This window comes from Streptomyces prunicolor, from assembly GCF_045162825.1.
Taxonomy (GTDB): domain Bacteria; phylum Actinomycetota; class Actinomycetes; order Streptomycetales; family Streptomycetaceae; genus Streptomyces; species Streptomyces prunicolor.
Genome location: NZ_CP108676.1, coordinates 10,349,181 through 10,361,566, shown reverse-complemented (window position 1 = coordinate 10,361,566; position 12,386 = coordinate 10,349,181). Strand labels below are relative to the sequence as shown.

General features: G+C 68.1%; 13 protein-coding genes. 8 read left to right on the top strand and 5 right to left on the bottom strand.

The window, feature by feature from the left end; genetic code table 11:
- The first annotated feature begins 17 nt into the window (after positions 1 to 17).
- From OG588_RS46820 to OG588_RS46800, 5 genes are all read left to right on the top strand, one after another.
- Positions 18 to 2,240: an RICIN domain-containing protein gene (locus tag OG588_RS46820; RefSeq protein ID WP_405952623.1), complete on the top strand. Its 2,223-nt coding sequence runs from the start codon at positions 18 to 20 to the stop codon at positions 2,238 to 2,240.
- 26 nt (positions 2,241 to 2,266) lie between these two features.
- Positions 2,267 to 3,565, top strand: coding sequence for a ThuA domain-containing protein (locus tag OG588_RS46815; RefSeq protein WP_405952622.1), 1,299 nt, complete (start codon positions 2,267 to 2,269; stop codon positions 3,563 to 3,565).
- Positions 3,566 to 3,689: 124 nt separating this feature from the next.
- Complete coding sequence (locus OG588_RS46810; RefSeq protein ID WP_405952621.1) at positions 3,690 to 4,415, top strand: TetR/AcrR family transcriptional regulator; 726 nt, start codon at positions 3,690 to 3,692, stop codon at positions 4,413 to 4,415.
- Entirely contained in the window at positions 4,408 to 5,145 is a 738-nt protein-coding gene (locus tag OG588_RS46805) for an SDR family oxidoreductase (RefSeq protein ID WP_405952620.1), read from the top strand. Before OG588_RS46810 ends, OG588_RS46805 begins: the two co-directional genes overlap by 8 nt.
- A 133-nt stretch (positions 5,146 to 5,278) precedes the next feature.
- Complete coding sequence (locus OG588_RS46800) at positions 5,279 to 6,025, top strand: phosphotransferase family protein (protein WP_405952619.1); 747 nt, start codon at positions 5,279 to 5,281, stop codon at positions 6,023 to 6,025.
- Between the two features lie 23 nt (positions 6,026 to 6,048).
- Here OG588_RS46800 and OG588_RS46795 read toward each other — a convergent pair whose 3' ends face one another.
- The 3 genes from OG588_RS46795 to OG588_RS46785 all read right to left on the bottom strand — a co-directional run bounded on the left by OG588_RS46795 (position 6,049) and on the right by OG588_RS46785 (position 7,802).
- The gene (locus OG588_RS46795) at positions 6,049 to 6,558 is read right to left on the bottom strand and encodes a hypothetical protein (protein ID WP_405952618.1); all 510 of its coding nucleotides are present in this window, start codon (positions 6,556 to 6,558) and stop codon (positions 6,049 to 6,051) included.
- The gene (locus OG588_RS46790; RefSeq protein ID WP_405952617.1) at positions 6,555 to 6,971 is read right to left on the bottom strand and encodes a DM13 domain-containing protein; all 417 of its coding nucleotides are present in this window, start codon (positions 6,969 to 6,971) and stop codon (positions 6,555 to 6,557) included. The genes OG588_RS46795 and OG588_RS46790 overlap by 4 nt, the downstream gene beginning before the upstream one ends.
- Positions 6,972 to 7,166: 195 nt before the next feature.
- A complete protein-coding gene (locus tag OG588_RS46785) occupies positions 7,167 to 7,802 on the bottom strand; it encodes a TetR/AcrR family transcriptional regulator (RefSeq protein ID WP_405952616.1) in 636 nt (211 codons plus the stop codon).
- A 204-nt stretch (positions 7,803 to 8,006) separates the two neighbouring features.
- Here OG588_RS46785 and OG588_RS46780 point away from each other — a divergent pair, with 204 nt between their 5' ends.
- From OG588_RS46780 to OG588_RS46770, 3 genes are all read left to right on the top strand, one after another.
- The gene (locus OG588_RS46780) at positions 8,007 to 9,224 is read left to right on the top strand and encodes a prolyl oligopeptidase family serine peptidase (RefSeq protein WP_405952615.1); all 1,218 of its coding nucleotides are present in this window, start codon (positions 8,007 to 8,009) and stop codon (positions 9,222 to 9,224) included.
- 218 nt (positions 9,225 to 9,442) lie between these two features.
- The gene (locus tag OG588_RS46775) at positions 9,443 to 10,141 is read left to right on the top strand and encodes a PASTA domain-containing protein (protein WP_405952614.1); all 699 of its coding nucleotides are present in this window, start codon (positions 9,443 to 9,445) and stop codon (positions 10,139 to 10,141) included.
- Positions 10,142 to 10,295: 154 nt separating this feature from the next.
- Complete coding sequence (locus OG588_RS46770; RefSeq protein WP_405952613.1) at positions 10,296 to 10,463, top strand: hypothetical protein; 168 nt, start codon at positions 10,296 to 10,298, stop codon at positions 10,461 to 10,463.
- Here the strand turns inward: OG588_RS46770 and OG588_RS46765 are convergent.
- Together OG588_RS46765 and OG588_RS46760 are read right to left on the bottom strand one after the other, a co-directional pair.
- On the bottom strand, positions 10,460 to 11,857 hold the full coding sequence (locus tag OG588_RS46765) for a hypothetical protein (protein WP_405952612.1): 1,398 nt from the start codon (positions 11,855 to 11,857) through the stop codon (positions 10,460 to 10,462). The genes OG588_RS46770 and OG588_RS46765 overlap by 4 nt on opposite strands.
- Before the next feature lie 42 nt (positions 11,858 to 11,899).
- The gene (locus tag OG588_RS46760) at positions 11,900 to 12,322 is read right to left on the bottom strand and encodes a hypothetical protein (RefSeq protein WP_405952611.1); all 423 of its coding nucleotides are present in this window, start codon (positions 12,320 to 12,322) and stop codon (positions 11,900 to 11,902) included.
- Positions 12,323 to 12,386: the final 64 nt, after the last annotated feature.

The window sequence follows — 12,386 nt, the reverse complement described above, 5'->3', positions numbered from 1 at the left end:
TCACCACAGGAGAATCCGTGCTCAGACGGAAAAGACTGACCGGCCGCCACCCCATACCGAGAGCGCTCACGGCGGTCGCTCTCGTGGCGACCACCGTGACCGGAATCGAGTTCGCCACGCAGGCCTCGGCGAGCGCGGCGAGCACGGCCGCCGCCGCGATCCCCACCGGGTACACCACGGTGGTCAACAAAGGCAGCGGCAAGTGCGTCGACGCCCGCTCGGCCGCGAGTGCCGACGGCACCGCCGTCCAGCAGTACACGTGCAACGGAAGCACCGCGCAGAACTGGCAGTTGGTCGCCACCGACGGCGGCTACTACCGGGTGAACAGCAACCTGAACGCGGCCGAGGCCTGGGACGTCACCGGCGTCTCGACCGCCGACTCCGCGCTCATCCAGACGTGGACCTACTCCGGCGGCAACAACCAGCAGTGGCTGCCGGTCGTCGAGGCCGACGGCGCCTACCACTTCGTCAACCGCAACAGCGGCAAGTGCCTGGACGTCCCGAGCGCATCCACCGCGGACAGCGTGCAGCTCGCGCAGTACACGTGCAACGGCACGGCCGCACAGTCCTTCACGCTCGGCGGCGGCTCGACGAACCCGCCGGGCACCCCGGACTTCGGCCCCAACGTGACGGTGTTCGACCCGTCGATGTCGGCGTCCAGCATCCAGTCCAAGCTGGACTCGGTCTTCACCCAGCAGCAGACCAACCAGTTCGGCTCGGCCCGCCAGGCCCTGCTGTTCAAGCCGGGCACGTACAGCGCCAACGCCAACGTGGGTTTCTACACGCAGGTCGCCGGTCTCGGCCTCTCGCCGGACGACGTGACGATCAACGGCGCGGTGCACGCGGAGGCCGACTGGTTCCAGGGCAACGCGACGCAGAACTTCTGGCGCGACGCCGAGAACCTGTCGGTCAACCCCACTGGCGGCACCGACCGTTGGGCCGTCTCGCAGGCCGCCCCGTACCGGCGCATGCATGTGCGCGGCAACTTGGCGCTGGACGACGGTGGTTGGTCCAGCGGCGGCTTCATCTCCGACACCAAGGTCGACGGCCAAATCCAGTCCGGCTCGCAGCAGCAGTTCCTCACCAGGAACTCCACGATGGGCAGTTGGTCCGGCTCCAACTGGAACATGGTCTTCGTCGGCGACCAGGGCGCACCCGCCCAGTCCTTCCCGACGTACACCAACGTCGCCAGCTCCCCGACGATCCGCGAGAAGCCCTTCCTGTACGTCGACAGCTCGGGCACCTACCAGGTGTTCGTGCCCGGACTCCAGTCCAACGCCGTCGGCACGACGTGGAGCGGGAAGACCCCGGCGGGCAAGTCCCTGCCGATCGACCAGTTCTACATCGTCAAGCCCGGCGCCACCGCGGCCGACATGAACACCGCCCTCGCGGCCGGCAAGAATCTCCTGGTCACCCCGGGCGTCTACCACCTCAACCAGACGCTCAACATCACGCGCCCCGACACGGTCGTGCTGGGCATGGGCCTGGCCACCTTCGTGCCGGACGGCGGGATCACCGCGATCTCCACCGCCGACGTGGACGGCATCGAACTGGCGGGCCTGCTGATCGACGCGGGCACCACCAACTCCGCGACGCTGGTCCAGATCGGCCCGTCCGGTTCGACCGCCTCGCACGCGTCCGACCCGACCCAGTTGTCCGATGTCTTCGTCCGCATCGGCGGCGCCACGGTCGGCAAGGCCACCAACTCCGTTGTCATCAACAGCGCCAACACGATCATCGACCACACCTGGATCTGGCGGGCCGACCACGGAAACAGCGGCACGGTCGGCTGGACCACCAACACGGCGGACACCGGACTGATCGTCAACGCCGCCAACGTCACGGCGTACGGCCTGTTCGTCGAGCACTTCCAGAAGACCCAGGTCGTCTGGAACGGCAACGGCGGCAGAACGTACTTCTTCCAGAACGAGATGCCCTACGACCCGCCGAACCAGGCCTCCTGGATGAACGGCACCGGGAAGGGCTACCCCGCCTACAAGGTCGCCGCCAACGTAACCACCCATGAGGCATGGGGACTTGGCAGCTACTGCTACTTCAGCTCCAACTCCAGCGTGGTCGCCGATCGCGCCTTCGAGGTGCCGAGCGTGTCCGGGGTCAAGTTCCACGACATGGTGACCGTCTCGCTGGGCGGGGTCGGCACGATCAGCCACATCATCAACAGCACCGGCGGACCCTCCAACTCCAGCACCAATGTCGCCTACTTGACCAACTACCCGTAGACCGCACGGAAAGGATCGATCAGAAGATGAACACCGTCAGATCCAGTCCCACTCGTGCGCTCCTGCGGGTCATCCTCCTGCTGGCGACTCTGCTGGGCCTCGCGGCCGTACCGCCGGCCGCCCAGGCGAGCACGGCGGCAACCCCGTTCAAGATTCTCGCGCTCTACAGCGGCACGTACGACGCGGCCCACATCGACTTCGACAAGGAGGCCAACGTCTGGTTCCCGCAGCAGGCCGCGGCGAACGGCTACACCTACACGGCCAGCACCAACTGGGACCTGCTCGCCAACGGCGGGGTCAACGCCTACCAAGTCGTCCTGTTCCTCGATGACTTGCCGCAGACGTCCGCCCAACGCACCGGTTTCGAGGCGTACATGAGGGGTGGCGGCGGCTTCATGGGCTTCCATGTCTCCGCCTTCACGACGGACGCGGCAAGCTGGTCCTGGTACCACAACACGTTCCTCGGTTCGGGGAACTTCGTGTCCAACACCTGGGGTCCGACCGCGGTGACCCTGAAAGTGGAGGACCACTCGATCCCGCCCACCGCCGCCCTGCCGGCCACGTTCACCTCGTCGGTCAGCGAGTGGTACAGCTGGTCCAACGATCTGCGGCAGAACCCGGACATCAAGATCCTGGCGTCGATCGACCCGAGCAGCTTCCCGGTCGGCACGGATCCCAACCAGTCCTGGTACAGCGGGTATTACCCGATCCTGTGGACCAACACGAAGTACAAGATGCTGTACGCGAACTTCGGCCACAACGCGATGAACTACACGACCAACACGCGCCTGTCGTCGACGTTCGCGAGCGCCACCCAGAACCAGTTCCTGCTGAACGGGCTCAAGTGGCTCGGCGGGGGCGACACTTCGACGCCGCCGACGGACACCCCGATCTCCGAGACGTCCTGGTACTCCGTGCAGAACGGCGGCAACGGCACCTGCGTTGACGCCCGTTCGGCGGCGACGGCCAACGGGACGGCGATCCAGCAGTACGCCTGCAACGGCACGACGGCCCAGCAGTACCAGTTCCGCTCCACCGACAGCGGGTACATGCAGATCACCGCGCGGGGCAACCCGGCGCAGGCCATCGACGTGGTCGACCGCTCGACGGCGGACAACGCGCCGTTGCAGCTGTGGGCCTACTCCGGCGGCACGAACCAGCAGTGGCAGCCCGTGAAGGAGACGAGCGGGCGCTACCACTTCATCGCCCGGCACAGCGGCAAGTGCCTGACGGCCGCCACGGCGGCGACGAACAGTGTCCAGCTAACCCAACGGACCTGCGACGGCTCCACCGCGCAGGCCTTCCAACTCGCCGTGCAGTCCTGAGCCTGTCCGGCGACCAGGGGCGCCTCCGTCGTATCGCGGGTCGATGCGGCGGGGGCGCCCCTTTGGTTTCGCCGATAACAGAAGACTGTTGTCGGTGATACAGATCCCTGTTATCGTCGATTACATGAACACGAGATCGCTGATAATCGAGGCGGCGGCCGAGCTGATCGCCCAGTCGCCGAGCGGCGACGTCTCGACGCGCGCGGTGTGCGAGGCGGCGGGGGTCCAACAGCCCGTGCTGTACCGGCTGTTCGGCGACAAGGAAGGACTCCTGGCGGCGACGGTCGACCACGTGTGGGACCAGTACCTGGAGACGAAGCGGGCCGCGGAGAAGTCCGATGACCCGCTGCGGGATCTCCGGGCCGGCTGGGACAGCCACACCGCGTTCGCACTGGCGCACCCCAACGCCTATAAGCTGATGTTCGCCCCGGCGCTGCGTTCCGTGCCCGCGGCGGCGGAGGAGGCGATGCGCATCCTCCGCGGGGACCTTGAGCGGCTCGCCGAGCAGGGCCGTCTCCGTGTCGCACCGGAGATCGCGGCGCGCATGGTCATGTCGGCCAACACCGGGGTGTCCCTGTCGCTGATCACCCGTCCCACGCTGTATCCGGACTCCGGCCTGTCGAGGCTGGTCCGGGACGCGATCCATCAGGCGATCCTGCTCGATCCCGTGGCGGACACCACGGCCGCCGACACCCGCGCCGCAGCCGCGACCACGCTGCTCTCGTCCCTCGGCGATCTCACCCCCGAACCGTTCACCCCCGCGGAGTCGGCCCTGCTCGGGCAGTGGCTCACGCAGATCCCCGTCTCCCCGCAGCACCCCACCTCACGGAAGGGCCCTCACCATGACTGACACCCCCACCCGCGTCGCCCTGATCACCGGCGGCTCCGGCGGCATCGGCCGCGCGGTCGCGGAACGCCTCGCCCAGGACGGCATCGCGGTCGGCGTGCACTACGCCGGCAACAAGTCCCGCGCCGACGAGACGGTCGCCGCGATCACCGCGGCCGGCGGTCGGGCGATCCCGGTCGGCGGGGATGTGGCCGACGAGCACGAGATGGCGGCGGCCTTCGACGCGGTCGAGGCGGAGTTCGGCGGGCTGGACGTAGTCGTCAACACCGCCGGGATCATGGCCCTTTCGCCCATCGCGACCATGAACCTCGACGACCTCGACCGGATGCACCGCACCAACATCCGCGGCACATTCGTCGTCTCCCAGCAGGCGGCCCGCCGGGTACGCGCGGGCGGCGCGATCATCAACTTCTCCACCACCGTCACCCGCACCAAGTTCCCGACGTACGGCGGCTACGTGGCGAGCAAGGCCGCGGTCGAGGCGATGACCCTGGTGCTGGCCCGCGAGCTGCGCGGCAAGGACATCACCGTCAACACGGTCGCCCCCGGCCCCACCGCCACGCCCCTCTTCCTCGACGGCAAGGACGAGGCCACGGTCCAGAACCTCGCGATGGCCTCCCCGCTGGAGCGCCTGGGCACCCCCGACGACATCGCCGAGTCGGTCGCGTTCCTCGCGGGCCCGGCACGCTGGATCAACGGCCAGGTGCTGTACGCCAACGGCGGGCTGGCCTGAGCGCTGCCCTGCCCCGCCTGGGACAGCGACTTCGAACGCCAACGCGCTGACCGGCCGGCGACGCGCTCAGCCGCCTCGTCGCGCGCGACAAACCCGGCGACGTCGGCGATCATCCCCGGAATACTGGTCGCCCATGGATGAGGTCGAAGTCGTCGTCGCCCATTCCGAGCGCGCGACCCTGCGCGTCGGCGACATGTTCTTGAAGGTGGACGCCGATCAGACGCGCATCGACGTCGAGATCGAGGCGATGTCCCGCGCGCCGGTGCCGACCCCGGAGGTCCTGTGGCGCAAACCGCACGTGCTGGCGATCTCCGCACTCCCGGGGACGACGCTCGGGCGCCTCGGCGGGCCGTCGACCGGGTCACCGGCGGCGTGGACCGCGGCGGGCGCCGCCATCCGGAAGCTGCACGACGCGCCATTGCCGCCCTGGCCCGGCCAGAGCGGCCGGGGCCTCCGGGAGTTGGCGGCGGAACTCGACGACGAGTGCGAGTTGCTCGTGACGAACGGCCTCCTGCCCGTCGACCTCGTCACCCGCAACCGCCAGATCGCCGAGGCCGCGCTCCGGCCATGGACTCCGGCGTTCACCCACGGCGACCTGCAGATCGCGCACGTCTTCGTCGACGGCGACGAGGTCACGGGCATCATCGACTGGTCCGAGGCGGGCCAGGGTGATGCCCTGTACGACCTCGCCACCTTCACGCTCGGACACGAGGAGCACCTCGCCGACGTCGTCGCCGGCTATGGCACCGACGTCGACCTCGACGTGATCCGCGCATGGTGGTCACTGCGCAGCCTGCTGGTCGTCCGCTGGCTGAGCGAGCACGGCTTCGACCCGTTCGCGCCGGGCTGCGAGGTCGACGTACTGAGATCCCGCATGTGAGATCCCGGACCGTCGGACGAACCTCAGAGCCAGCGGCGGAACGGCTCCTGGAACACCACAAGGTTCGGACGTTTTCGCCCCACGGCCTTCTCCGCGAGGGTCGTCACGGAGAAGCGCGAGGCCAGCAGCGGCCAGGCGATGACGACCGTCGAGAGGGCCACCATGATCGGATACTCCGTGATGAGCTGGTCCGCGCTCCAGTACGTCAGCAGGGTGAAAACGGACGCCAGGGACGCGGGCAGCGAGAAAACGCCCAGGACCAGGACGACACCCAGGGATGTCTCCAGAAGAGGCATCGCGAAGCCGAAGAAATGCGGCCATTCCGCGAGGACGGAATCCGAGAAGCTTTTGAAGAATCCCGGAACCCTGCTGTTCGACTTCGCGCTGTTCGCCACCAGCAGGATGTCCGCCGCACCGAAGTGCGCCCGGTATTTCAACGTCCCCTCATGGATCCACAGCACTCCGAGGGTGACTCTGACCGCGCCGGCGAGGGCCGCCGCGATCAGAGTCGGGCGCGAGAGGGGCGTCCTCATGACAGTTTCGCGGCGCCGAATACCGCCTTCGCCTTGTCGCAGTGGATGACCACGGTGCTGTAGGCGGACGTGTCGACGCCGTTGAGCGAGAACGTCTGTGACTTCTGGTCGTACTTGACGGCTCCGAGCTGCTTGCCCGCCGACACAGCCGCTTCGTCCGTACCGTTCGTGAGGTAGACATGCAGGTCCGGGCCCTCGTCGGAGGAGAAGCCCGACAGCATGACACCCGATCCGCTGACCTGCGCGGTACCGGACACCTTCTTGCCGTTGAGCCCCGCGAACATGCCCGCCTTGTCCGCCGCCTTCATCGCCGGCTGTGAGGCCGACATGGATGCCGCCGCCTTCGGGGTGGAGTCGCCGCTGTCGGACCCGCCGCACGCCGTGAGCGTGAAGGAAACCGCAATGAGAGCCACGCCGGCAAACCCGATTTTCCGCATGCCATTCTTCCTCTTCTTGATTCCACTGGAATCGGCGGCAACAGAAACGGGCCGCCGAGCAAGAACAACCTACCTACGGAAAACGGGAAGATCACCGGTTACCGGGGGGACGTAAGAAACGCTTCACATTTATTGCGGATTTCTGACGTCTTGGAAAAAGCGCGTGTTGCGCTACGCGCCCGGCCCGAAGCCGCGGAACTCGAACCCCGGGGGCAGCGGCTCCGTACCGTCCGGCTGGGTGCGCATGCCGTCCAGCAGCAGTCGCAGGTAGCGCCGCCACAGGTCGGGCTCGCCGGTCCGGTCGGTGACCGCGGACACCATCAGCTGGATCATCGGGAGATCCAGCTGCTCGACATCGGGACGCAGCGCCCCCTGCTCCTTGGCGCGCGCGATCAGCGGATCGACCAGGGGCTTGATCCGCCGGGCGACGAGGGCGTGTCGCTGGGCGGCCTTGCCGGTGCCGAGCATGACCTCGCGCAACCCCCGGTCGTGCGCCTGGAGTTCGCACACCTTCTCCAGGCTGGACGCCAGCCCGTGCCACGGGTCGGGATCGGCGGCGGCCTCCCGCGCGGACGCCTCGACCTGGTCGATCATGTCCTCGAAGACCGCGTCGACCAGCTCTTCCTTGTTGGCGAAGTGCCGGTAGGCCGTCCCCACACCGAGCCCCGCGTGCCGGGCGACGTTGTCGAGGGTCGCGGCGAGACCCCGGTCACGGAAGACCTCGCGGGCGGCGACCATCAGACGACGGCGGTTCAGCTCGGCGTCGCGCCGCAGCGGCGGCCTACCGGGTCCAGCGGGCTCCGCCATGCCAGTCGTCACGCCTTCCGGATGCCGTCGAATCGTCCGACTCATCGTACCGGCGCGAGCTGGGCGCCCCTTGATCAGCTTCGGTGCCGGTGCGCTGCCCATGAAACCTAAACGGAGATAGCTTCTCCGTTTGATGTTACGGTGGCAGGACGAAACGGAGATTCAATCTCCGTTTGCTGCTTCGCGTCAGCGGGAGAAGAAGACATGGACATGCACGGAGAGAACGCAACGCCCCAGACGAAGGCGCGGACAGGTTGGCGGCGGGGCGGCGCCGTCATCACGGTCACCCTCACCGCGGGGCTGGCCCTGGTCGCCTGCTCCTCGGGCGGCACCAGCTCGGCCGGCGGCTCATCCAGCCCCAGCGCCAAGACGGCCGCCTGTCCTACGGGCACGACCGCCGCCGGTGCCGGAACACCCACCGGCGCACCCACCGCGATGCCGTCGGGCAACGCGGGCGGCATCGCCGTGGCCAAGACCATCAAGAAGTCGGACACCAGCACCAGCACCGTGATCGACCCCACCGGTGCGCAGATCCGGTGCGCCACCTCGGGGATCACCACCACGCACGACATCACGTACTCCTCGCCGACCACCGACGGCCGGAAGAGCGACCTGAAGCTGGACATCCAGGTGCCCACGTCCACGTCGGGCAAGAAGCCACTGGTCATCTATCTGACCGGCGGCGGCTTCGTCATGGCGGACCGCACCGCCAACCTGAGTCAGCGCACCTACGTGGCCGACCAGGGCTATGTCGTGGCCGGCGTCCAGTACCGCACCACCAAGGACGGCGCCACGTACAAGGACGCCGTCGCCGATGTGAAGTCCGCGATCCGCTACCTCCGCGCCAACGCCGACAAGTACTCCATCGACGCCGACCAGGTCGCCGTGTGGGGGCAGTCCGCGGGCGGTTACCTGGCCGCGATGACCGGCGCCACCAACGGGGAGAAGTCCTTCGACGTCGGTGACAACCTCACCCAGAGCAGTGAAGTGCAGGGCGTCGTCGACGAGTTCGGCCCGGCCGACCTGTCCGAGCTGGCGGCCGACTACGACACGGCGGCACAGAAGGCCAACTACGCGGCGGGCAACAGCGCCGCCCAATGGGTCTACGGCCCCGGCACCAAGAAGTCGGTCGCGGACCGCACCAGCGAGGTCGCGGCCGCCGATCCCAGCACGCACATCAGCTCCAGGACGGCACCCTTCGTCCTGTTCCACGGCAGCGCCGACAACCTGGTCTCCCCCAGCGAGACCCTCACCCTGCACACCGCGCTGCGCGCCAAGGGAATCGACAGCACCCGCTACGTACTGACCGGCGCCGGCCACGGCGACCTGTCCTTCACCGGCGACACCTCGGCCGCCCTGCCCTGGTCCACGCAGGAGACGATGGGGCACATCGTCGACTTCCTGGGACAGCACCTCAAGTAGCCAGGAATCAGGCGGCGTTGCCGACGACACCACGAGCCGCGATCCGGCTGGCCTTGACTTCCCGGTAAAGGATCCGCGCAGCACGTCGAGTACGGCGTCCATCCGCCCGGTCTGCCGTTGAACACCGCCCCGAAACCTGTCACGGTTCGTCACTCAGTGTGCGGCCGGGTCTCCGTGTCTGACACAGTGGCCCTTCATCCACACATCAGGGGCGTACCGTGTCCAACTCCGTATTTACGCCACCAGGTCAGCCGTCATGGGCCGCCGGACCACCGCCGAGGAAGAAGCGCGACTGGAGGCTCATCGGAACAGTCACCGCAGGCGTTCTCGTCATCGGCGGCCTCGCCTCCGCCTGCAACCCCAACACCACTGGCGGAAACGGAAGTTCGACCGCCACGGCCACCGACGCGAGCGGCAACGCCAAGACCGGGGGCTCCACCAAGACCGTTCCCGAATTCGTCGGCATGGGTCTTCAGTCCGCGCAGGACGCCGCCCAGAAGCAGGGCTTCTACAGTCTCAAGTCCCACGACGCACTCGGCCGGGACCGCCACCAGATCCTCGACCGGGACTGGAAGGTCTGCTCCCAGAACGTGAAGGCAGGCACGTCCACGTCCACGGACACCCAACTCGACTTCGGCGCGGCGAAGCTCGACGAGACCTGCCCGGCGAAGGACCAGTCCGCACCCGCACAGGCCGGCAGAACGATGCCGGACTTCAAGGGAAAGTCGGCGAACACCGCTCGCGACGCTCTCGACTCCGGTACGTCGATCACGGTCAAGGACGCATCCGGTAAGGGGCGTTACGTCCTGGTGGAGTCGAACTGGCAGGTGTGCTCACAGAAGCCGTCGGCCGGGACGAAGCTGACCGGGCAGCCGGTGGAGTTCTCGGCGGTGAAGTTCGGGGAGTCCTGCCCGTAGCATCGACCGACGCTACGGTCAACTCGGCGGCTGTACACCATAGTTGGCGACGCCCTGCGCGAGCAGAGCGAAGGCCTCCGCCCCGTACACACGGACGTCGGCGGCGAGCCGGTCGGGCGACTCGTGGGCCAGGACTCGTCGTCGTACGAGGTCGATGAGCGCGCGGTGGACACCCATCTGGGCCGACGAGCGTCCGCCGCTGATCGCCGCCTATCTCGAACAGTTCGGCCGCTTCCCCACCGTCGCCGAGACCTTCCGCCAGCTCCCGGACCCCGCCGACCATCCCACGTTCCGCGTCGTCGGCTCCCGTGGTCTCCGCTAGCGGCCCACCACGCGCATCGCCATACCGGCCACCGCGCCCAGCCGCCGCTTACGCAGGTCCAGAACCGGCGACGTGATCGAAATGCCCTGGGACGCCAGCAGGTTCATCAGCGCCCAGATGAGGTCGGGGCGTCCCGTCACCGGGATCTCCTCACCGTCCGGGGCGATGACCGTGGCCGCGGTGACACCCGCGAGGAGGCTGCTGCGGGCCCAGTCGACGTCGTACGAGACACCGCTCGGGCTGACCACGAGGACGATCTCCTTGGTGCGGTGGAGGACCGTCAGGTAGTCCATCGGCACCGTCAGTCGTCGGGCGGCGTCGAACGGGGGTGTGCCGTCCGCCGGTTGGATGCGCAGGACCGTGTCGAGGACGGGACCGTGGTCCTGGAAGGTGGTCCTGCCGCGCATCTCCAGGAAGCGGCCACGCGCCAGTACCCCACCGCGGCGCGACCACCGTCGGCCGACCGAGCCGAACGCGGGCCTCTCGCCCGGGAGTTGGTCCGCGAACCGGCGGGCTTCCTCGCCCGGCTCGCTCACCGGTGCCCGCTCCTCAGGGAAGGAGCGGTCCTGTTCGGCCAGGGCCGCATATCGTGCGGCCGTGTGCGGGTCCAGGCGTCGGAGGTCGATCGTGTCGCCGTTCATCACGACGCCTCCGACCTCCCGTGAGATCCGCATCTGCTGGAGCTGGCGGCCAACTCGCCTTGTCACATCGGTCGTTCGGCCTTCGAGGTCGATCACCCGGCAGGTTCGCGTGCCCGCGAGCAGAGCGCTGCGCGGCCAGTCGGGAGTGACCGTTCGCCGATCCCCTGGAGCGGCCGGCTCGTCGACAAGGACGACCAGGCGTCCCGCCGTGATCGCCGAGAGGCACAGGGACGGCACCCGCCACTCCCCCGTCACCTCGAACTCCCCGATCCCGTCGGTCTCTTCGGCGTCGTGCACCCGCAGCCTCAGCCGGACCAGCGGTGTGAACTCGTCGGGGGTGTAGTTGCCGTAGTGGGTGGTGAAGGTCGACTCGCCGTCGGGGTGGTAGCGGGTCAATGACGCCTCCAGTACGTCAGCACGTACCAACTGCGCCTGTGCCGCGCGGTGTTCGGACCGGGGTGCCCACATCACAAAGGTGTCGTCCGGGTATCGGAGGTTCACGTCCTTCACCCCCTTCATGTTCACGCGGTTCCTGCGCGCGATCCGGGGAAATTCCTGGCGTGTGGTGGTGAGCGCCAGGACGGGGATCATGACCGTGCCGACCAGCCCGAAGGCGAACAGCATCGCCGGCCAGTCCCAGCCGGGATACTCGCTCCGGGCGGAGTACCCCACGAGGAGGAAGAACGGGGCCGCCGAAAGGCAGACCCCGATGAACAGCAGATTGCCCACGAAGACGCTCGTACGACTGCGCATCGCCCCTCCTCCGCCCTCGGGACCGTTCCAACCGTGTCCGTGTCACGGGGTCACGCCGTCGCCCGCGTAGAGGTAACCGCCGGGCTGCGCGGGGTCGGCCACCAGCAGGACCTGGTCGCCGGCGCGGGGTATCCGCAGCTTGGAGACGATGGTGTGGAGGGTGATCCGGTCGGTGCTCCCGGTCGGCTGCACGACCAGGTCGACTACCGGGTCGTGGTTGACCAGTTGGCCGGTGTCGGCGATCGACACGACGACGGCGGTCGTGGTCGGCGCTCCCGCCGCGAGCAACTGCTGTACTCCAAGGCCCGAGTTGTAGGCGCCGATCGACTGCTGGACCCTGGCGAAGTCCTCGTTGCCGAGGAACGCGCGGGTGGTTCGGCCGTAGAAGCCCTTCCCGCTCGCCACCTGGCCCGCGATCTCGGCGGCCCGCTCCTCGCGACTCTTGCGACGCCCGAAGATTCCCATGACGGCTGCTCCTTCTGGTCGGGGTGGATTCCCGTGGTTCCCGCTGTCCCTGTGGACGCTAGGC